Source organism: Campylobacter sp. (assembly GCF_019423325.1).
GTDB lineage: Bacteria > Campylobacterota > Campylobacteria > Campylobacterales > Campylobacteraceae > Campylobacter_B.
Genome location: NZ_JAHZBQ010000001.1, coordinates 436,938 through 457,704 on the forward strand (window position 1 = coordinate 436,938; position 20,767 = coordinate 457,704).

Consider the following 20,767-nt stretch of genomic DNA (forward strand, 5'->3'; position numbering starts at 1 on the left):
AAAAGGTGTACTTATTACAGGTGGTTTTAAATCGCTACAAGAATATTCTGATTTGCCAAAAGCTACTAAAGGAATACAATGAAAAACCCGCTTTACTACGTAGATTATTGGTATGATTTGATTAAATTCGGCTTCGATCGGAAACACACTTTTATAACGCTAATCGTTGTTTGCGTTTCATTTATCGCACCGATACTTCTCTTGTACTCCTACTCTATCGTACCAAGTACTCAAAGCATAAGAGATCCATTCGTATTTTCCGGTACTATAAAAGAACTTAAAAGGCACAAAGGACATTATCGTACGAAAGCCAATTGTGTAGTGTCAATCCAAAATAATAATAAAATCATCACTAGACGCTTTGTAGATGTAAAAATTTCAGAAGGAACATATATTTGTGATATATTTTTTAAAGAATATGTATTTAATCGATGTATAATCATAAATATGTCTGATTTTGTATTGAATAAGCTGAGCCGCTGCGATGATGGTTTGGTTTTATTTAAAGATACGACAAACATGAGCTATCTCTACAAAGGAAGAAAAACTAGCGTTATAGCTGGTATAATTTTAGTTTTAATAGCTTTTATATTTACTTTCAAGCTTCATATAGAATATAAAAAATCCAAACTAAAAGATTAAATTTTAATCTCTAAATTTACAGCGCTTGCGCGAGTATAAATTTCGCAAAATCTTCGCGGGAGTTCGGGCATTTGCACACTTCGTAGTATTCATAACCCAGCTCGCGCGCCTGGGCCCTATAAAAAATATCCAGTTCAAAATCGGTCTCGGAGTTATCCACGCAAAACGCGATCGGAAATATGAGCGCTTTTTTGCTCTGCAGATCCCGCAAAACGTCCGCGACATTAGGTTCCAGCCACTTCACGGGGCCCAGGCGCGATTGATACGCCAAAATAATCTCTTTAAATTTAATCCCGCGCGCAGCCAGCAGATCTTTTAAAATTTTTACGTGCGCCTTTACTTGCGCTTCGTATGGATCGCCCGCGGTGATCATTTTTACCGGTAGCGAATGCGCGGAAAATATGAGCGAAATTTGCGAAATTTCATCCGCGCTAAATTTCGCAACACAGCTTGCAATTAAATTTAGTAAAATTTCGTTGTAAGCGGCGCTATCGTAGAAAATATCAACTATCTTATAATTTTTTATACCAAGCCGCTTAAGTGCGGCTTCGGCAGAACACAGACTCGATTGCACCGTCGTTTTTGAGAAGTGCGGATACAAAGGCATCAAAATTATCTCGTCAAAATCCGCGTATTTTTTAAGCACGTCCTCCGCAAAGGGCGGCGTGTAATTCATCACATAATCGCAAACCAGCTCGTCTATCGGTTTTTCATCCTGCGGCGCTTCATTTTGTAGCGCCTTGCCCTGCGTCGGGGCGTCTTGCGGCGGCTTGCTCTGCAATGAAATCTCTTGCGGCGACTCATTCGCGGCGCCCGCATCCGCCGCATTTTCAAATTTTGACCCCGCGCCTAATTTTGCTCGCGCGAGTAAATTTACCCGCTCGCAAAGCGCTTCGGTGATGGAGCATATAGGCGAGCGTCCGCCCAGTTTTTCGTAGTTGCTACGCGCCGATGAAGTTCTGCTTCTTACGATGAGCGCGGCTAAAACGCTACGCCAAAAATCACTCTTAACGCCCAAAATAAAGGGGTCGTTAAACATATTTTTTAAAAAAACTTCAACCTCGCTCAGATTGTTCGGGCCGCCCATGTTGAGCAAAATTAGGGCTTTTTTCATGAGATGATTTCTCTGATTTTTATCGCATCCTCTACGCTTGCAAGACCTGCATTAGTACTGCTGTCGCACATCGCGCAAAACGCTTCGTGTTCGCGGCGTAGCGAAAAGTCGTCGCGATCGACGCGCAGATTTACGCGCCCGTCAGGCGTAATTTTAAAAAGAGTTATTGAGATTAGATCGCCAAAATACACGCCGCTGTCGGTGCAAATCTCGATACCGTGGCGCCTGATCGGATAGAGATTGGACTGCATTAGCGTGCAATAGCAGCCGCTTTTTGTGTGAAGTGTCGCGCATGCGGCTAGAGTGCGCTCTTTAGAGATATTTTTGCTAAGTTCTATGCAGGCGATCTCGCTGTGAGAAAGCAGCCGCACAAGATCAATATCTCTAAAAAGGGCATTGGCGACGATATCTGCTCTATCATCGTTTGCAAAACCGCTTACGAAGCTCATCGAAAAAATTTTATCCCCCTTGGCAAGCTCGCGTAGCAAGGATACGATTACTGGATTGTAGCGGTCGGAGTAGCCTACGGCTAGGCGTGTACCGTTAGTAGTGACCGCGTAGTTTATCTCTCTAGCTTCGGCTAGGCTTTGTGCGAGCGGGGATTCTACAAAGATATTTTTGGTAAACGGCAGGCATTTTAAAATCAGCTCTTTATGCGATGGTGGGGGAGCCGTGATGACTACGGCGTCGGGCTTAGCGACGTTAAAAAGATCGGTTAGATTATCAAAGATCGGATAGCGCGGGCCGAAATTTTCACTGCTGCCCTTATGATAAAGCGCTACAAGTTCGAAATAATCGCTCCTTCTTAGCTCGCTGAAGTGCTTTTGACCAAGCTCGTCCATACCTATGATCGCTATCTTTTTTTTCATCGTTATGCCCTAAATTTAATCTTTCGCGCCATTATAACTAAGAATGGTTAAAATTTTATAGTTTTTAAAATCTAATTTAGCTAAAATGCGCCTTTAAAATTTAACTTGAAATAGGACAAATCATGGATATTAGAAGCGAATATTTAAATTTCTTTGCAAGCAAGGGCCATCAGATCATCCCCAGCGCGCCGTTGGTGCCCGATGATGATAGCTTGCTTTTTACGAATGCGGGCATGGTGCCGTTTAAAAGCATATTTACAGGAGCCGTTCCGCGTCCGACGCCGCCTATCCGCACGAGCTGTCAGACCTGCATCCGCGCCGGCGGCAAGCACAACGACCTAGACAACGTCGGCTACACCGCGCGCCACCATACGTTTTTTGAGATGCTTGGAAATTTCAGCTTCGGCGAGTATTTTAAAGAGCAAGCGATCGCCTATGCGTGGGAGTTTATCACTGAAATTTTAAAGCTTCCCAAAGAAAAACTCTACGTCACCGTGCACGAAAAGGACGACGAAGCGTTTGGGTTCTGGGCGCGCCACATAGCGCAGGAGCGCATATATCGCTTCGGCGACCACGATAACTTTTGGGCGATGGGCGATACCGGTCCTTGCGGACCGTGCTCGGAGATCTTTTACGACCAAGGCGGCGAGCACTTTAACACGCCTGAGGACTACATGGGCGGCGACGGCGACAGATTTCTTGAAATTTGGAACCTAGTTTTCATGCAGTACGAGCGCAGCAGCGACGGCAAGCTAACTCCGCTACCAAAACCTAGCATCGACACGGGCATGGGGCTTGAGCGCGTCACGGCGATTAAAGAAGGCAAGTTTAGCAACTACGACAGCTCGCTTTTTATGCCGCTAATTGATGAGGTTGCAAAGCTTTGCGGCAAACCTTACGTTTATGAAAGCGGCGCGAGCTATCGCGTCATCGCCGATCATATCCGCTCGGTTACGTTTTTGCTAGCGCAGGGAACAAATTTTAACCGCGAGGGCAGGGGGTATGTTTTGCGTAGAATTCTGCGTCGTGCCGTTCGCCACGGCTATCTGCTCGGCATCAAAGAGCCCTTTATGTATCGCCTCGTGGATAAAGTATGCGAGCTGATGGGCGGGCACTATGCCTATCTGAACGAGAAAAAGCAAGCCGTAAAGGAGCAGATCAAGCTCGAAGAGGAGCGGTTTTTTGCCACTTTGGCAAACGGCATCGAGCTTTTTAACGAAGAGCTTGCGCGCACTAAAGAAATTTTTAGCGGCGAGGTCGCGTTTAAGCTATATGATACCTACGGCTTTCCGCTCGATCTGACCGCCGATATGCTGCGCGAGAAAAATTTGCGTGTGGATGAGGCTAAATTTGACGCGCTTATGAGCGAGCAAAGGCAGATAGCTAAAGCCGCATGGAAGGGTAGCGGCGATAAAAACGTCCGTGGCGATTTTAAGGCACTGCTAGAGAAATTTGGTGAGAATAAATTTAGCGGTTACGAAGAGCTTAGTCGCACAAGCAAGGTTTTAGCGCTGCTTAACGAGGATTTTGCGGAAGTGGATGAGCTCAAAGCTGGCGATATCGGCTGGGCGATGTTTGATATCACTCCGTTTTATGCACAAAGCGGCGGTCAGACGGGCGATAGCGGCGAAGTGGAGTCCATAGCCGATGTGTTTGATACGCAGAAATTTTATGGGCTAAATTTATCCCACTTGCGCCTTAATCGTAACCTGAAAATCGGCGATATCGTCGGGCTTAAGGTTTCTGAGGAGCGTGAGCAGATTGCACGTCATCACAGCGCGACACATCTTTTGCACGCGGCGCTTCGTGCGGTGCTAGGGGCTCATATCGCTCAAGCAGGAAGCTTGGTCGAAGCGGACCGCTTAAGATTTGACTTCTCGCATCCTAAGGCACTTAGCGGCGAGGAGCTAGCTAAAATCGAGGAATTTGTAAATAACGCCGTTTGCAAGGGCTGTACGGCAAAAACTGAGATTATGGATATAGATGACGCTAAAAACAGCGGCGCGATTGCGCTTTTTGGCGAAAAATATGGCTCAAAAGTGCGCGTCGTGAGCTTCGGAGAGATTAGTAAGGAGCTTTGCGGCGGAATTCACGTGCGTAATTTAAGCGAAATAGGGTCGTTTTTTATCGTCAAAGAAAGCAGTGTAAGTGCGGGCGTTAGGCGTATCGAGGCAGTTTGTTCGCGCGCGGCTTTAAATTTAGCGCTTCAAAATCGCGCTAAGCTTGCTGAAATTTCTGCGGAGTTAAAAGGGATTGAGCCTCTCCGTGCGATTGAGAAATTAAAAGATGAGATCAGATCGCTAAAAGATCAGATCAAGCATGCAAGCAGTTCTCATGCACTGGCTTTTCTAAATGTCGGTGATACCAAACTTTGCGTAGCCTCGGTCGAAAGCGGTGATATAAAAACTATGATAGATGAGTTTAAAAATAGCCACGAAAAGGCGGCGATAATGCTGATGCAAGTAGGCACCGACGGCAAAATTTCAATCGCGGCAGGCGTTAAAAACGCGCCGATCAAAGCTGGCGAGTGGGTTAAGCTCGCGGCGCAAATTTTAGGCGGTGGCGGCGGCGGACGCGATGATTTTGCGACCGCAGGCGGCAGGGACGTGCTAAAAATCGAAGAAGCGATCAAAGAGGCGATCTCTTACGCAAAAGGTAAAATTTGAACGAAATCGATACCGGCTTCATCAAAGCCTCGCAAATTTTGCCGCTGATTCACATTTTAAGCGTGATTTTTTTGGTCTGCGCGCAGATCTGCGTATTTTTGATCGCGCGGATTTTTATGAATTTAAGCAGTAAAAGTCAAGCGGATGCGAAGGATGTAAAATTTGCAGAAATTTTACGATATATGAAACGCTATGAGCAGTTCTTTGCACTATTTTTGGTGATCGTTTGCGTAAGTGGATTTTTTCTTGCGGACGGCGGAAGTTTTAAATTTTCAGATCCTATGGTAAAAGGTGCGATTGCCACGTTGTGGGCTGGCGCCGGCTTTATACTACTAAATTTTATCTACATGCATTATAAAATTTCATCTTTGAAGCGAGCTTTGGATGCAGGAGATGAGCTTGAGGCGAATGAGCATTTAATCATCGTCGTTAAATATTTCATCCCGCTAAATATCGTAGTCACGCTGATTTGCGTTTATCTAGGCGTGACGGTGGGCGAGTTTTGATGATTTATTTAGCTTCCAGTTCGCCTACTAGAGCACAAATTCTAAAGGATAACGGCGTAGAATTTACGCAAATTCCTTTTAATTTCGATGAAAGCGGCATTAGTAAGGACGATGCACACACCTATGCTTACCGCGTTGTCTTGGCCAAGAAAACGCAGTTTTTTAAAATTTATAAAAATTATGATAAAGTGCTGTTTGCCGATAGCTCCGTACTTGCCAGCGGCGAAATTTTAGGCAAGGCGCGGGATGAAGCGGACGCATTAAAAATGCTACGAGCTCAAAGCGGTGCTAGCTGCGCCGTTTATACTGCGATGATTTTTTGTAGTAAGGCGTTAGAGCTTTCGGCACTTAGCGTCGCAAGCTTTGAATTCGCAGAATTTAATGAAGCGGATTTAAAAGGTTATATCGTTAGCGGCGATTGGCGCGGCAAGGCGGGTGCGATGAGTATCGAAGGCTTTAACGAAAAATATATCAAAAGCTCGCGTGGGTCAAAATTCACGGCGATGGGGCTTGATCTGGAAATTTTAAAGAGGTTTGTATGGTAAGAGTTTTATTTAGTTTTATTACGGTTTGTGCGTTTGCCGCAGGCGGGATTTTTTTGTATTTTTACTCGCAAATCCGCTTGGAATCGGACTCAATCATCGATTATCATCCCGAGCTTACGACTAAAATTTATGACCGCAACGGCAATTTGATAGCCAATGTTTTTAATGAACAAAATAGAATTTACGTAAAATTCGACGAGATTCCAGGCCGCGTGATCGAAGCGCTCGTAGCTATCGAGGATACGGCGTTTTTCGAACACGGCGGCGTGAATGTCGAGGCGATTTTTAGGGCGATTATTAAGGATGTCAAAGCGATGAAATTTGTCGAAGGAGCTTCCACGATTACGCAGCAGATCACGCGAAATTTAGTTCTTTCGAGCGAAAAGAAGCTTGATCGCAAGATCAAAGAAGCGATCCTATCGCTTAAGATAGAAAATGCCCTAAGCAAGGAACAAATTCTAGAGCGTTACTTTAACGAAGTGTATTTCGGGCACGGATATTACGGCATTCGCACGGCGGCTTTGGGATATTTCAAAAAGGATTTGCAAGATTTAAGCCTTAAAGAGATCGCGATTTTAGTGGGCTTGCCGAAAGCTCCTAGCAGCTTTGATCCTACTAAGCACCTTGATTTGTCGCTTTCGCGCGCCAATAACGTGATTTATAGGATGCATGAGCTCGGCTGGATAAATAAGACCGAATATGAGCTTGCGATGAACGAACAGCCTACGATCTACAACGAAACGCTCACGCAAAACGTAGCACCGTATGCCGTAGATGAGATCATAAAAGAAGCGGAAAAAATTCTACCGGATGTCCGCACGGGCGGATACCGCATAGATACGAGCCTTGATCTAAAGGCGCAGGCGATGGCGCAAGAGGCATTAGTTTTCGGCTACAATGAAATTTTAAAGCGCAACAAAGACGCTAATGCAAGCAACGTAAACGGCGCTATGGTCGTCACGCATCCGCAAAATGGCGAAATTTTAGCCTTAGTAGGTGGCGTGGATTACGCGAAATCAAATTTCAATCGCGCCAGCCAATCCCAGCGCCAAACTGGCTCCAGCTTTAAGCCTTTTGTCTATCAAATCGCCCTTGATATGGGCTACTCGACGATGACCGAAGTTCCCGATATAGCTAGAGAATTCGACGATGGCAGCGATAAAACGTGGAAGCCGAAAAATTACGACAAGACTTACAGCGGCTACATCACGATCAAAGAAGCTTTAACTCGCTCGCGCAACCTTGCCTCGATCAATCTGATGCAATCTATCGGCGTTGATCGCGCGGTAAAAAAGCTGGGCGAGTTCGGCTTTAAAAACGTCCCGCCCGCCCTGTCGGTGGCTATCGGCAGCTACGGAATTTCGCCGCTTGAATACTCCACGATGTATTCGATGTTTCCGGGGCTTGGGATTACTGCAAAATCAAAATTTATCGTTTCGATTACCGATAAGGACGGCAAAACTCGCTTTATAGAGCCTGAGCGCCGCCGCGTGCTGCGCCCGGAGCAGGCATATCTGATGACTACGCTATTAAAAAATATCGTGCAGCGCGGCACCGGCACTCGCGCGCGCGTGCAAGGAATCGACGTCGCGGGCAAAACCGGCACCTCAAACGACAGCATAGATGCATGGTTTTGCGGCTTTACGCCCGATCTACAGATCATCATCTGGTATGGCAACGACGATTATAAACCTATGCGAAAGGTCGAGGGCGGCGGTCGCACTGCAGCACCGGTGTTTGCAAAATTTTTAGATGCCTATTTAAAAGAATATCCGCAAACCAAGCGCAACTTCACCGTCCCGGACGGCATTTTTAGCCGCCAATACAACGGCAAAGACGAGTATTACACTAAAATTTCGCCGCTTCCTAAACCTCGCGAAAGTAGCAGCGACGGATCATTTTAAATTTAGAGCAAATCCAAATTTGATCCACTTTCGGAAGCCCTTACATAGATTGCGTTTATTAAGCACAATATAAATATGCTAATTTATAGTTTGTATAAGGTTGTAGGCGCTAAAATGCGTAATCATTTTATTTAGGGGTTAAGATTGCAGGATTTAGAATTTAAAAGCAAAAAGATAAGAATAGAAAATACTCGTATAAAATTCGGTAAATTTTTTACGAAATTATGTTTTATATATTTTTTATATTCTCTTAGCGCCTTTATAATTCCTAAAAATATTTTAGATATTTCTCCTGCGTGCTTGAATTTCGTAAATTTTATGAAAAGCTATTTTCCAAATATCGAAATTATCGGTAGTATTAGCCCATACACCCAACTTTCGGAATTTTACGTTAGTATTATGTGGATATACGGGATTATTATTTTTGCGGTTTCTAGCTTATATTCATTGGTTTATTATATTTACTTTTGCAGATATGATGATGATTTTATATTGCTTTCAAAAAAGAAGTGTGAAAACGATTGCCCGTTTTTGTTGCTTCCGTTTATGTTTGGTTTTGGTATTTTTATGTTTGAGGTTTATTATACCGGATATTTTGCAAGCAGCGGTATAAGCATAAGAACAAGCCATTTTATGCCGGAATTTCAAAGTAGATTTTCAATTTTTGGATATATCATTTTCTTTCAATCCGGTTTTTCTCTTTCGGGTTCCGTAATATTAATGTCTACATTCGAATTTGTTTACAAAATATATTTCTATTTAAAAGGAGTGAAAGATGCAGAGTAAAGTCAATGAAAAGAACGGTGTATTGAATTAAAAATTTGGAGTATTATCGTATGAAATTTCAAAGTTATAAATCTGAAATGCCGCTTTTTATGATCAAAGATTATTGGACTAAAATCAGCACAGAATGTTATTTAATATTAGCTGTATTTTTAGTTATATTTCTATTTTTCTGCAGAGGAAGTGCTTGGGCATATCAATTCCTAGGAGCTGTTACTTTTTTAGTGGGAATTTTATTTATTAATAAACATAAATTTTTAAATTTCTATTCCGATAGAATAGAATATAATTCTTTATGCAAAAATTATAACGATGTATATTCGATACATAAAAGTGTAAAGACTTCTAATTTTGATAAAATCGCTATTTATAAATTTTCTGGACTCGTGATTGAAGACGCGTGCAAATACAATGCCAATATAACTAAGTTTAAAAAATTTCTCTTGCTAATTTTATCGTACGCTTTGCATCCGATAAATCTTCTTTGCTTTGGTGTACTTAAAATTTTAAGAAGAATAGATAGCATAAATTTAAATGTTCTAATTTTATTAGATAGCACTCATAGTAATTATTTTGCCATTCCGCTAACTATGTTAAGTGAGTATGAACGAGTAAATTTGAAAAAGTATTTAAAAGACAAACTAAATCTAAATCTTGATAATATTGAAATCAGGGATAGATTTATAGATATAAATTTTATATAAAATTTTCTAAAACCCTTTATTTCAGTATACTTTAATAAATTCCAGCTTAAGCAGATAAATTTTATCTTTTTATTGACGAGCCTCAATGCTTATCGAAATTTAAATAGGTAAAATTCTCTCCTAATTTCAGTTAAAGGAGTGAAAATGGCAGAATTTAAGAAGCTCTGGATGACGCTTGTAGCAGTACTCATCGTGGGCTTTAGTTTCTTGGGTTTTTACGGCGGCGAGGTGTATAGGCAGTCTCCGCCGGTGGTAAAATTTACCGATGCTAGCGGAGCTGAGCTAATCAGTACCGAGCGCATTTACCGCGGGCAGGAGGCCTGGCAGAGTATCGGCGGTATGCAGGTGGGCTCTATATGGGGTCACGGAGCGTATCAGGCGCCTGATTGGAGCGCGGATTGGCTGCATAAGGAGCTGGTCGCGTTTATGGATATCAAGGCGCAGGAGCGTTTCGGCGTGAAATTTGACGCCTTAAATGACGAGCAAAAGGCGCAGATCAAGGCGCTTACCAAGGCCGAGTATCGCACCAACACCGTAAAAGACGGCACCGTCAAGCTAAGCGATGATCGCTTGAAGGCTATGGCGGTCGTAAAAGACGAATACATGGGCGTTTTCGGAAACGATCCGCGCTTTAAAAAGCTTCGCGAGGATTACGCGATGAAGGAAAACACGCTTGCAAACGAGCAGCATCGCGCCGAGCTCGTGGATTTCATCTTTTGGACTGCGTGGGCGGTTTCTACGGATCGTCCGAGCGGAGAGGCGACCTATACCAATAACTGGCCGCACGAGCCGCTGATAGACAATGTCCCTACCACGGAAAACGTCGTTTGGACGATCGCAAGCCTCGTTATTTTGCTTACCGGCATCGGTCTTTTAGTATGGTTTGGAAATTTCTACGGCAAAAAGGACGAGGATTTCGAGGCTCCTGCGAAGCTAAACGCCGATCCGATCGCCGCTTTAGCGCTTACGCCGTCGCAAAAGGCGCTCGGCAAGTACCTTTTCGTAGCGATTGCGTTGTTTGCATTTCAAGCCTTCATCGGCGGCTTTGTTGCGCACTATACGATCGAGGGTCAGTCCTTTTTCGGGCTTGATATTTCGCAATATATCCCTTACTCGCTAGCTCGCACCTGGCACGTGCAGGCGTCCATTTTCTGGATCGCTACGGGCTTTTTGGCGGCGGGATTGTTTCTAGCTCCGATCATCAACGGCGGCAAGGATCCTAAATTTCAAAAGCTCGGTGTGGACGTGCTTTTCTACGCGCTTCTTTTCTTGGTCGTCGGCAGCTTCGCGGGCGAATACATGGCGATTGCGGGTAAGATGGATCCAAGCAGCAGTTTCTGGATCGGACATCAAGGATATGAGTATTTAGACCTCGGTAGAATTTGGCAGCTGATACTGTTTGTGGGCCTGCTGATCTGGATGGTACTCGTGCTACGCGGCTTTATCGCGGGCTTTAGAGCCGAGGGCGATAAGAATTTATTGGCGATTTTTACCGCTTCGGTCATCGCCGTGGGGCTTTTTTACGGCGCGGGACTATTTTACGGACAGCGCTCGCCGATCCCTGTGATGGAGTACTGGCGCTGGTGGGTCGTGCACCTTTGGGTCGAAGGATTTTTCGAGGTTTTCGCGACGGCGTCTTTGGCGTTCGTGTTCGCGTCCTTGGGCTTAGTAAGCAAGAAATTTGCCACCTACACCTCGATTGCTAGCGCGTCGATTTTCCTAATCGGCGGAATTCCTGGTACCTTCCACCACCTCTATTTTGCGGGCACTACTACGCCGATAATGGCTGTGGGTGCGAGCTTCTCGGCGCTTGAGGTCGTGCCTTTGGTGCTTTTGGGTTCGGAAGCGTTTCATTACTACAAGCTTCAATTCGCGCAGGATTGGGCTAAGCGTTTAAAATGGCCGCTTTACTGCTTCATCGCCGTGGCGTTTTGGAATATGCTGGGCGCGGGCGTTTTCGGCTTTTTGATCAACCCGCCGCTTGCGCTATTTTACATCCAGGGCTTAAACACCACCGCGGTGCACGCTCATACGGCGCTATTTGGCGTATACGGCTTTTTGGCGCTCGGCTTCGTGTGGCTCGTGGCGCTGTATATCTACAGGCAAAAAAACTTTGACGATACGCTTATGAAGATTGGCTTTTGGGCGCTTAACGCGGGTCTGCTTCTAATGGTACTGATTTCGCTATTGCCTGTCGGAATTTTGCAGGCATTCGCGGCGATCGACGTGGGTATGTGGTACGCAAGAAGCGCGGAATTTTTGCAAAAAGACAGCCTCTACGGGCTCCGCTGGGCGCGCATCATCGGCGATACGATCTTTTTGGTTGGAAGCGTGTGCTTCTTGCTTCAAATCGTGCGAATGATATTCTCACGCGCTAAATAGAGCTTTCGCGAGTTCTTATCGTTTGTTTGCCTCGCAGGAATTTCATTTCTCGCGGGGCTTTTTAAATTTAGCGCACTTCGCGCGAGCTTTTTTCTGCAAATGGGAGCTGCGCGCGAGTCTTTACCGCGGACGATATCCGCGCGAGCTTTAAGTTTAGCCGCAAATTGCGCTAAATCTTTAAAATTTTAAAATTTCATCCTCTTAAATTTACCCGAGCCAAATTTTAAATTTGCTACAATTACCGCCGAAATTTCAATCTAAAGGAGTGAAAAATGGGTGTGCGAGAGCAAATTTTAGAAGACATTAAAACGGCGATGAAAAGCGGCGATCACTTCCGCAGAGACAGCCTTAGGATGCTTAACGCCGCGCTTAAGCAGGTCGAGGTGGACGAGCGCATCAGCCTTAGCGATGAGCGCGTCTTTAGCATCCTTCAAAGCGAGATCAAGCGCCGAAATGACTCTGTAGAGCAGTACCGCGCGGGCGGTCGCGACGATCTGGTGCAAAAAGAGCAGGGCGAGATCGAGATTATCGCATCCTATCTGCCCGCGCAGCTAAGCGATGCCGAGCTTGCCGCCGAGGTTAGCTCGCTAATCACGCAGCTTGGCGCTAGCGGCGCAAAGGATATGGGGCGCGTGATGAGAGCTGCCAAGGAAGCGCTTGGTTCAAGTGTGGACGGCAAGCGGCTGAGCGAGGCGGTCAAAGCGGCACTGAAGTAGCCTTCGAGGCTTTGGATTTTAAAAGCTGGAGCTGCTTTTTATAGTCGTTGCAGCTTTACGGAGTGGAATTCTATGCCGGAATTTTACGACGCGGAATTACACGCCAAAATTTCGCTGCTGAAATTTTTTAAGATAGAGCTTTGGCTGCGGAATTTATACGCTAATTTAAAATTTTAAAGGATCATCATGAAAAAATTTATCGCGGTTTTACTAGCTGTCCTGCTTGTGGGATGCCAGTGCAAACAAAACGTAGTGCCTGGGGCAAATGAAACGCCCGAAAAGATTACGGCATTTTTCATAAACGATGGCAAGGAATACATCGTAGGTGAGAAACTCAGCTATGTCCTAACGAACGGCTCGTCGCTTAAGAATATCTCGGAATTTTACGATGGCGGATACGCCAAAGGGCTTAAGCGCGAGTTTGTACAGATCGAAGTAACCGATGCTAAAAACGGCGAGGCGCGCGGTAGCTTCAGTGCTTTTTTAAACTCTGCCGCAGGAGCAGACGTCGCCAAAATCAAAGCTCTAGCGAACCGCATCGAAATCGATGAGAAAAAAGGCGAGATAGAAGCGATTTTCTACTTCGATGCGCGCGTCGTACAGATCAAAAATCTTAGCGAAATAATGAAGCCAAGCGATAGGCTGCGCTCTCCGATTCCGGCAAACATCGAGGTTAGGCCCGAACGCTGCGAGGGCAACGCCCTATTGTATACGATAAGCACCATCGTAGCTGTGCCGATAATAATCGTGGGAACGGTACTGTTTCTGCCCGTGGTGATGATGCAGGAATATAGCCCGCGATAATAAAAGCCGTAAAATTCCGTATCTTGCAGCGAAACTTACAATGTAATGATCGATGAAGCTCGGCGAAATTTGGTATAACTTAGATCGCAAGTTCGATCTATTTATGATCGCATTTTATTTGGCGGCGATGTGGTACGGATTTCTTTTTAGCTTGAATCCGAAAAGCTTAGACGATCTGAAAATCGCAAATGGAATAATCATGGATGTCAGAAGCGATGATGGGCGCGAATATATGCAGATTTTTACGGATGAGCGCAAATTTATCAAAGTCTTTTTAAATGACGATACGGATAACTTAACCTCTTTTTATAAAAATAAAATTTTGCTCAATGCGGCAATTGTTGAAGCTAATTTTAAGCGCTCAGGAGCGGACGAGTGGCAAGGTGTAAATATCAAGCCTTCTATCTCGCTAATCGCATACGAATGGCTGGAAGGCAAGCGAGTTAAAGCTTGGTATCAAAGCCGTCCGTTTCCGTTTCAGGGTCGCGGCACGGCGTATCAGGTTTTATTTTTGGATTATAATGCGAGCGTCGACCCACCGCAGCGCGAGTATCTGATGAAATTCAGATATGACAAATACGCCGCGATGGATGATAAATTTACGGCTACGGTATTTGGAGCTTTAACGCTCATTTTTCTTGTGATAGTGGCGGGCAAATTTTATCTAACATGGCGTCTGCTGCAATAAACATTGCGCCGCGAAATTTTAAGTAGCATCGGATAGCCTGAAAACACGGCGCGCAGTATCGATACGAAACACTTTAAAAGACGCTAGGTTGCGACGTACATTTCATTGCAGATAGCAACGCGAGCAGGATAAGTTTACGGCGATAAATTTAAATCGTCATCAAAAACAGACCGAAACGAGATTTAAAATTTTGATAAATAGCTTGCGCCGAGTTTTGAAATTTTGCGACTCTAGCTACTCCGGCAAGCGCAAAATTCTAAATTTTAAACTGCATAAAATTTTAAAATTTAAACTGCGCGAGATTTCAAAATTTCAAAATTTCAAATCTCGCGCTCGTTTAGCAGTATCCATAAATTCCAAACGCCAAATGGGAGCGAATGGGCTAAAATAGCCCATTTATCAGCCCTTTAATCGCGTCTGATTGCTCCTTTTTCGCGTCGTTTTTACTGCTATTATCGTCCTTTTTGACGCCGAAAAGCTTGTCGATGCCCTTGCCGATCTGCTTGTCGAGCTTGCCCTTTAGATAGTCCGATTGAATATTGTATTTCGGCTCTTTGATCGTGCCGGTGATGTTTATTTCAAGATCGGTTTTTTCGATGTTTGCCTTAACCGGCACCGAAATCGCGCCCGTTTTACTATCCAGAGTGCCGCCCGTGACGTTTAGCTTGCTTTTTTGCGCGCTCATATCGGCGTTGAAATTGATTAAATTTTGCTTGATCGTGCCGTTTACTTTGGCGTCGTTATAGACCTCGCCGCCTAGATCACGACCTAAAATTTTGCCGATTTTATCGATCAATCCGCCGCTAGGAAGGCGGCCGTTATTGATGATCGAGTCAAATTTTCCGCTGTGCGAGTTTGTATTATACGTAAGATTTGCATTGCCCGTGCCGTCGTAGACGTGGTCGATATTTAGAAGCGTCGTAAGCTCTTTGACGATAAAATTTTGGATTTTAAAGTTCACTTCATCGCCCGCGATCTGTCCGTTCAGCTCACCGCCCGCGACCTTGGAATTTATGGTCGCAAACAGGCTCTTGCCGTCATGCGAAAGCTCGCCCGTCGCAGCAATTTTGCCGTTTAGTCTGCGATTTAAGAAAAATTCTAGTCGCTGCAGGCTCGGGATCAGCAGCGCGTAGTTTGCCTTAAGCGCTTTATTTTTGAGCTCGTAGGTGCCGTTTAGGCTCTGAAGCTGCGCCAGATCGGAGTTTGCGCTTACGCTAAAGGTCGCGACCGAGTTTTTGATATTTGTCTGCGCCTGCGCGTCCGCTTTCAGATCGCTCGGGAAGTTCTTGTCCGTCGCGCCGTCTAAAAATTTCTTAAAAATCACGCCGTTAGCGAGCGAAATTTGCGCCGTGCCGTTGATACCGTCCTTTAAGCTTAACTTCGCATCGCCGTTTATCGTGCCCTCTCCGATGGCACTACCGTAAAACAGAGCCGAAAGCACGGCCAGATTTAGATTGCTCGCCTTAAGCTTTAGATCGCTCAAATTTCCGCTCGCATTCAGGTTGCCGCCCATAGCGTTTAGATTTAAGCTTAGATTTTTAAGTTCGTTCTGCGCTAGAGCCGCGCTAAGCTCGCCGTTTGCCTTGCCTTGTAGCTTCACTCCCAGGATGTTTTGCAGCGCGGCCAGATCGTTTGTATTTAGCTTCGCGGACAGCTCGCCGTTTTTATTTTTCAGGTCAAATTTGGCCTCTGCGTCCGCTTTAAGCGCGTCTTTAAACGCTGAAATTTGCGAGTTTGAAAGCTCAAGCGTAGAAAAATCGGTCTTTAAATTTCCGCTTGCTTTAACGTCGCCCGAAATTTTACGCCCGAGCAGGCTTTCGAGCTTCGCTAGATCGGGCAAATTCAGATTAAAATCTGAGTTTAAAGTTTTGTTTTTCAGATCAAATTCCGACTTTTCGGCGCTGATCTTGCCTAGCGTCGAATCGATCTTGCTTGCTGCTCGCAGGATGTCATTTTGCGCGGTTATGTCCGAGTTTAGCGTGATCTGCACGCCCTTTGGGATAGAGATATTCATATCTTTAAATGCAGATTCGTTGAGGATCAAATTTGAACTCTTGATGCTTGCGTTGCCCTCTGCGCTGCCACTGCTAGCCTTGATGTCTGAGAGAATGTCGATATTTCCTTTGGCGTAGATCGGCAAAGAGGCTACGGCAAGGGCTTTTTCGACGTTTAAGCCCTTAGCGTCGATTTGCAGATCAAGCGGTTTGAGGTCTTTTAAATTTGCCAAAAATTTTACGTTGCTATCAAAAATCCGCCCGCTGCCGTTGATACCGAATTTGTCAAGATCGCCTAAAATTTGCCCTTTGAGGCTTAGCTCTTCGCTCGTTTTTATACCGAGCTTGGCTAGATCGTGCGCGTTTGCGTCGTAGTTAAGATCGAAAGAGCGCGCAAAAAGCGAGTATTTGCCCTTTACGTTTACTCTCGCAGCGTCATTTACATTTGCGCTGATGTCCAGATCGCCGAAATTTAGATCGAATTTCTCAAGCTTCACGTCAAGGCCGCTTTTTTCTTTGATCAAATTTTCTATGTAAGGCCTGGTAAGATTGTTGCCAAAATCGCTGAAAAATAGGCAGCCCGCGCCTACGATAAGCAGGATTAAAATTCCTGCGATTATGCCGAAAATTTTCATTTCGTCCCCTTAAAATTTAAAATTTGAGGGTATTATAGCCCTTAAAATTTAACGTTTGAAATCTCAATACTTGAGTTTAAATCACTAAAGTTTTATAAAAATTTTTCATAAACTATTGACAAGATTTTAAATTTTGCATATAATTTTAGCACTCAAACACATTGAGTGCCAATTTTAGAAATCACAAATCAAAGAAAGGACTGAAATGAAATTTCAACCACTTGGCAAGCGCGTTCTAATTGAGCGCGAGGAGGAAACCAAAAAGACCGCTTCGGGCATCATCATCCCCGACAATGCTTCAAAAGAGAAGCCTTCGACCGGCAAAATCGTAGCCGTCGGCAGCGAATGTGAAGGCGTCAAAAATGGCGATACCGTAGCGTTTGCAAAATACGCAGGCAGCGAGATCAGCTTAGACGATAAGAAATACCTTATCTTAAATTTAGAAGATGTTTTGGGCATAATTAAATAAAAAGGATTGAAAATGGCAAAAGAGATTATTTTTTCAGACGACGCAAGAAACAAACTCTACGCGGGCGTTAGGAAACTAAACGACGCGGTAAAAGTTACGATGGGACCTCGCGGTCGCAATGTCTTAATCCAAAAAAGCTTCGGCGCTCCGGCGATCACAAAAGACGGCGTAACCGTAGCTAAAGAGATCGAGCTAAAAGATACGCTAGAGAATATGGGTGCTTCTTTGGTGCGCGAAGTAGCGAGCAAGACCAACGATCAAGCGGGCGACGGCACTACTACAGCAACCGTGCTAGCTCACGCGATCTTTAAAGAAGGCCTACGTAACGTAACTGCGGGCGCAAATCCGATCGAAGTTAAGCGCGGTATGGATAAATTTAGCGCTGCGATCATCGAGGAGCTAAAAAAATCATCTAAAAAAGTAAGCGGCAAAAAAGAGATCGCTCAGGTTGCTACTATCTCTGCAAACAACGATAGCTCCGTCGGCGATCTGATCGCAGATGCGATGGAGAAGGTCGGTAAAGACGGCGTCATCACCGTAGAAGAGGCAAAATCGATCAACGATGAGCTAACCGTCGTCGAGGGAATGCAGTTTGACCGCGGCTATCTAAGCCCATATTTCATTACAAATGCCGAGAAAATGCTAGTCGAGCTAAGCTCGCCGCTAGTGCTTCTATTTGACAAAAAAATTACAAATTTAAAAGACCTATTACCAGTTTTGGAGCAGGTTCAAAAAAGCGGCAAACCTCTTCTAATAATCGCCGAGGATATCGAGGGCGAGGCGCTTGCGACTTTAGTCGTAAATAAACTTCGCGGCGTGCTAAACATCTCCGCGGTCAAAGCCCCTGGATTTGGCGATCGTAGAAAGGCGATGCTTGAAGATATCGCGATTTTAACAGGCGGCACCGTCATCAGCGAGGAGCTTGGCAGAACGCTAGAAAGCGCTTCCATGGCCGATCTTGGACAGGCTGAGCGTATCGTGATCGACAAAGATAACACCACTATCGTAGGCGGCGCGGGCAAGAAAAAAGATATCGACGCGCGCGTTTTGCAGATCAAAGCTCAAATCGCCGAGACTACGAGCGATTACGATAAAGAGAAGCTTCAAGAGCGCATGGCTAAGCTTAGCGGCGGCGTTGCGGTTATCAAGGTGGGCGCTGCGACCGAAACCGAGATGAAAGAGAAAAAAGACCGCGTGGACGACGCTCTAAACGCAACCAAAGCAGCCGTAGACGAGGGTATCGTAATCGGCGGCGGCGCTGCGCTAATCAGAGCGGGACTTAGCGTAAAGCTAGCCCTAAGCGGTGACGAGCTTATCGGTGCGGACATCGTTAAGCGCGCGCTTTTCGCTCCGCTTCGCCAGATCGCCGAGAATGCAGGATTTGACGCGGGTGTCGTAGCAAATAAGGTTGAGCAAGGCTCGGACAAAAAATTCGGCTTCAACGCCGCAAACGGCGAGTACGTCAATATGTTTGAGGCAGGTATCATCGATCCGGTCAAAGTCGAGCGTATTGCGCTTCAAAACGCGGTCTCTGTCGCAAGCCTACTTCTAACGACCGAAGCGACCGTAAGCGAGATCAAAGAGGAGAAACCTGCAATGCCTCCAATGCCTGATATGGGCGGAATGGGTGGCATGGGCGGAATGATGTAGCCCCATAGGAGCGCCATTCGGCGCTCCTATGCCATTGCAACGGCGCTGTGAGATTTTGCAGCGCTCTGCAATGCCTTATGTGCGGCGATGCTTTAGCTATACTCCGCTAAAATGATATGTGCCGCGTTTTTAAATACGTCTGAAGCGCGGCGATTTATTATGAATTAGCGATTAAGTGGTGTAATTTTTAGTCACCGCATGGTATCTCACCGCAAATTTGTGGTTTTGCTGCATTATCCTTTAAAATTAAAATTTTATCTGAGCTTACTTTTTACCTTAAATTCTGACTTGCCGCTCAAAATCTAAGCGCAGAATTCTAAAACTTTAAAATTTTTCAGCTCTCCTTCTTAAGCGCTTACAAGATAAAATTTTTGCCGTGACGTCATATTTTTAGTGTGATAAAATTTTATTGCCAGATAGAATTCTAGCTGCGGAATTTTTAAAGCTTAGCCTTTATCCAGGTTTTTATTTGGCGATACGACTTGGAATTAGAGCTGAAATTTCATAGCCTCACTCATTAAATTTAACGCGGCTTAATCTAAGCTTTGCTAAATTTCGCCTAAAATCCATGGAAAGGAAAACGATGAAAAATTTAGCTCGTATTTTTTTAATTGCGTTCATTTTGACGAGCTTTTCTAGCGTTTTTGCCGCGCAGCAAAGCCACAAATCTACCGCCGCGCAGCAAAACCATAAATATAAAATTTCATCTCAAAATTTGCGAGCCAAAGATCATCTGAGTAAAAATACCTCGGCAAGATCCTCTGCCGAGCCGCATGCTAAAAAATCTGCAAATGCTAAAAGCCTTTCAAATTCCAAGCTCACAAAAAATACGCGTGCATCTGGGAATTCTGCTAAAAATTCCACGCGAAAAAGTGCGAAAAATTTTATTAAAAATTCTAGGCAAAATTTCGCATCACATTCTGCGAGAAATAAAGCATCTAAGCGCCCGGCTAATCAATCAAGCAGTCAGAATGTAGCTAGCAAGAGTCTAGTCGCGACACTGATGCGTTTGCCAAAGACCCGTATCTATGAGGACGAGGCGCCAAGCGCCCGCGATACGGAGCAAACTTACAGAGGTGCAGATATGCGGAGAAGCGTAAGCGCGCAAACTCACGGAGGCGCGGATGATCAGACCGGCAAAACCGTAGACGCACAAGCTCGCAAATTAACGACGACTCGAATTGCACAGCCGCAAGCTCGCTACGGCTATAGTGCAACTCGTTCTGGCGCTATGGGGCATACAGCTGCATCTCATTCGAGCGCCACAAAGTATACGGCTCGTCAAAATGCTCGCGCGCCCTATCTTCCCACATCTGCTCGCTCTAGCCGTGCGATAGGGCGCTCTGGCGGTAGCGCGCTTGGTAAGATGTCGTCGCTAGAGCGAGGTAATGCGTTAGGACAAGGTGCTGCGATGCATTATGATGAGCGTTGGGCGAAGCCCGCTCCACAGCCTTATGAGCCTGCGCCTGAGACCGAGAAAAAGCGAGGGCTGATATTTTCGTCGCAGTGGGGTCCTGCCGCGCCGAAAAGTAAGTGGCAGCAGCACGAAGCTCCGACGGATGATGCTTCGTCGCGCAATGAGTCGGTGATGGATATGCTGCAAGATAAGATGAGCAGGGTCAAGGTGAATATGGAGTTGGTGCGCTAGCCTAAGCGGCGCGCCAGCGCAATTTATATGCGTAGGCGGGTTAATTTT

17 protein-coding genes are annotated in these 20,767 nt (G+C 45.3%); 14 read left to right on the forward strand and 3 right to left on the reverse strand.

The features are described from left to right. The first annotated feature begins 78 nt into the window (after nucleotides 1–78). The gene (locus QZ367_RS02030; RefSeq protein WP_291936655.1) at nucleotides 79–642 is read left to right on the forward strand and encodes a hypothetical protein; all 564 of its coding nucleotides are present in this window, start codon (nucleotides 79–81) and stop codon (nucleotides 640–642) included. 16 nt (nucleotides 643–658) lie between these two features. Here QZ367_RS02030 and hemH read toward each other — a convergent pair whose 3' ends face one another. Next, nucleotides 659–1,756 carry a ferrochelatase gene (gene hemH / locus QZ367_RS02035; protein ID WP_291936658.1) on the reverse strand — a complete coding sequence of 366 codons (1,098 nt, stop codon included), beginning with the start codon at nucleotides 1,754–1,756 and terminating at the stop codon, nucleotides 659–661. Then, on the reverse strand, nucleotides 1,753–2,625 hold the full coding sequence (locus QZ367_RS02040; RefSeq protein ID WP_291936661.1) for a Gfo/Idh/MocA family oxidoreductase: 873 nt from the start codon (nucleotides 2,623–2,625) through the stop codon (nucleotides 1,753–1,755). Before QZ367_RS02040 ends, hemH begins: the two co-directional genes overlap by 4 nt. A 122-nt stretch (nucleotides 2,626–2,747) precedes the next feature. Here QZ367_RS02040 and alaS point away from each other — a divergent pair, with 122 nt between their 5' ends. The 10 genes from alaS to QZ367_RS02090 all read left to right on the forward strand — a co-directional run bounded on the left by alaS (nucleotide 2,748) and on the right by QZ367_RS02090 (nucleotide 14,323). Then, nucleotides 2,748–5,291 (forward strand): alanine--tRNA ligase, encoded by a 2,544-nt coding sequence (gene alaS / locus QZ367_RS02045; protein WP_291936664.1) that lies wholly within the window; start codon nucleotides 2,748–2,750, stop codon nucleotides 5,289–5,291. Beyond that, on the forward strand, nucleotides 5,288–5,797 hold the full coding sequence (locus QZ367_RS02050; protein WP_177386618.1) for a hypothetical protein: 510 nt from the start codon (nucleotides 5,288–5,290) through the stop codon (nucleotides 5,795–5,797). The genes alaS and QZ367_RS02050 overlap by 4 nt, the downstream gene beginning before the upstream one ends. Then, nucleotides 5,797–6,342, forward strand: coding sequence for a septum formation inhibitor Maf (maf, locus tag QZ367_RS02055; RefSeq protein ID WP_291938119.1), 546 nt, complete (start codon nucleotides 5,797–5,799; stop codon nucleotides 6,340–6,342). Before QZ367_RS02050 ends, maf begins: the two co-directional genes overlap by 1 nt. Next, nucleotides 6,336–8,246, forward strand: a complete 1,911-nt coding sequence (locus QZ367_RS02060) for a transglycosylase domain-containing protein (RefSeq protein WP_291936669.1) — start codon at nucleotides 6,336–6,338, stop codon at nucleotides 8,244–8,246. Before maf ends, QZ367_RS02060 begins: the two co-directional genes overlap by 7 nt. 144 nt (nucleotides 8,247–8,390) lie before the next feature. Further along, the gene (locus QZ367_RS02065; protein WP_291936671.1) at nucleotides 8,391–9,032 is read left to right on the forward strand and encodes a hypothetical protein; all 642 of its coding nucleotides are present in this window, start codon (nucleotides 8,391–8,393) and stop codon (nucleotides 9,030–9,032) included. A 50-nt stretch (nucleotides 9,033–9,082) separates the two neighbouring features. Next, on the forward strand, nucleotides 9,083–9,733 hold the full coding sequence (locus QZ367_RS02070; protein ID WP_291936674.1) for a hypothetical protein: 651 nt from the start codon (nucleotides 9,083–9,085) through the stop codon (nucleotides 9,731–9,733). 144 nt (nucleotides 9,734–9,877) lie between these two features. Further along, on the forward strand, nucleotides 9,878–12,115 hold the full coding sequence (locus QZ367_RS02075) for a nitric-oxide reductase large subunit (protein ID WP_291936677.1): 2,238 nt from the start codon (nucleotides 9,878–9,880) through the stop codon (nucleotides 12,113–12,115). Between the two features lie 272 nt (nucleotides 12,116–12,387). Continuing rightward, nucleotides 12,388–12,831, forward strand: coding sequence for a GatB/YqeY domain-containing protein (locus QZ367_RS02080; RefSeq protein ID WP_291936678.1), 444 nt, complete (start codon nucleotides 12,388–12,390; stop codon nucleotides 12,829–12,831). A gap of 186 nt (nucleotides 12,832–13,017) precedes the next feature. Beyond that, on the forward strand, nucleotides 13,018–13,635 hold the full coding sequence (locus QZ367_RS02085; protein WP_291936681.1) for a hypothetical protein: 618 nt from the start codon (nucleotides 13,018–13,020) through the stop codon (nucleotides 13,633–13,635). Between the two features lie 52 nt (nucleotides 13,636–13,687). After that, nucleotides 13,688–14,323, forward strand: coding sequence for a hypothetical protein (locus QZ367_RS02090; protein WP_291936685.1), 636 nt, complete (start codon nucleotides 13,688–13,690; stop codon nucleotides 14,321–14,323). Between the two features lie 382 nt (nucleotides 14,324–14,705). Here the strand turns inward: QZ367_RS02090 and QZ367_RS02095 are convergent, their stop codons facing one another. Further along, nucleotides 14,706–16,952, reverse strand: a complete 2,247-nt coding sequence (locus tag QZ367_RS02095; RefSeq protein ID WP_291936688.1) for a hypothetical protein — start codon at nucleotides 16,950–16,952, stop codon at nucleotides 14,706–14,708. A gap of 205 nt (nucleotides 16,953–17,157) precedes the next feature. Here QZ367_RS02095 and groES point away from each other — a divergent pair, with 205 nt between their 5' ends. From groES to QZ367_RS02110, 3 genes are all read left to right on the forward strand, one after another. Further along, on the forward strand, nucleotides 17,158–17,421 hold the full coding sequence (gene groES / locus QZ367_RS02100) for a co-chaperone GroES (protein ID WP_005871710.1): 264 nt from the start codon (nucleotides 17,158–17,160) through the stop codon (nucleotides 17,419–17,421). A 12-nt stretch (nucleotides 17,422–17,433) separates the two neighbouring features. Further along, nucleotides 17,434–19,071: a chaperonin GroEL gene (gene groL / locus QZ367_RS02105; RefSeq protein ID WP_291936693.1), complete on the forward strand. Its 1,638-nt coding sequence runs from the start codon at nucleotides 17,434–17,436 to the stop codon at nucleotides 19,069–19,071. 583 nt (nucleotides 19,072–19,654) lie between these two features. After that, a complete protein-coding gene (locus tag QZ367_RS02110) occupies nucleotides 19,655–20,719 on the forward strand; it encodes a hypothetical protein (RefSeq protein WP_291936695.1) in 1,065 nt (354 codons plus the stop codon). Nucleotides 20,720–20,767 lie beyond the last annotated feature (48 nt).

Coding starts and splice junctions, on each gene's coding strand:
- QZ367_RS02030 (WP_291936655.1), top strand. CDS start 79: ATGAAAAACCCGCTTTACTACGTAGATTATTGGTATGATTTGATTAAA.
- hemH (WP_291936658.1), bottom strand. CDS start 1,756: ATGAAAAAAGCCCTAATTTTGCTCAACATGGGCGGCCCGAACAATCTG.
- QZ367_RS02040 (WP_291936661.1), bottom strand. CDS start 2,625: ATGAAAAAAAAGATAGCGATCATAGGTATGGACGAGCTTGGTCAAAAG.
- alaS (WP_291936664.1), top strand. CDS start 2,748: ATGGATATTAGAAGCGAATATTTAAATTTCTTTGCAAGCAAGGGCCAT.
- maf (WP_291938119.1), top strand. CDS start 5,797: ATGATTTATTTAGCTTCCAGTTCGCCTACTAGAGCACAAATTCTAAAG.
- QZ367_RS02060 (WP_291936669.1), top strand. CDS start 6,336: ATGGTAAGAGTTTTATTTAGTTTTATTACGGTTTGTGCGTTTGCCGCA.
- QZ367_RS02070 (WP_291936674.1), top strand. CDS start 9,083: ATGAAATTTCAAAGTTATAAATCTGAAATGCCGCTTTTTATGATCAAA.
- QZ367_RS02075 (WP_291936677.1), top strand. CDS start 9,878: ATGGCAGAATTTAAGAAGCTCTGGATGACGCTTGTAGCAGTACTCATC.
- QZ367_RS02080 (WP_291936678.1), top strand. CDS start 12,388: ATGGGTGTGCGAGAGCAAATTTTAGAAGACATTAAAACGGCGATGAAA.
- QZ367_RS02085 (WP_291936681.1), top strand. CDS start 13,018: ATGAAAAAATTTATCGCGGTTTTACTAGCTGTCCTGCTTGTGGGATGC.
- QZ367_RS02090 (WP_291936685.1), top strand. CDS start 13,688: ATGAAGCTCGGCGAAATTTGGTATAACTTAGATCGCAAGTTCGATCTA.
- QZ367_RS02095 (WP_291936688.1), bottom strand. CDS start 16,952: ATGAAAATTTTCGGCATAATCGCAGGAATTTTAATCCTGCTTATCGTA.
- groES (WP_005871710.1), top strand. CDS start 17,158: ATGAAATTTCAACCACTTGGCAAGCGCGTTCTAATTGAGCGCGAGGAG.
- groL (WP_291936693.1), top strand. CDS start 17,434: ATGGCAAAAGAGATTATTTTTTCAGACGACGCAAGAAACAAACTCTAC.
- QZ367_RS02110 (WP_291936695.1), top strand. CDS start 19,655: ATGAAAAATTTAGCTCGTATTTTTTTAATTGCGTTCATTTTGACGAGC.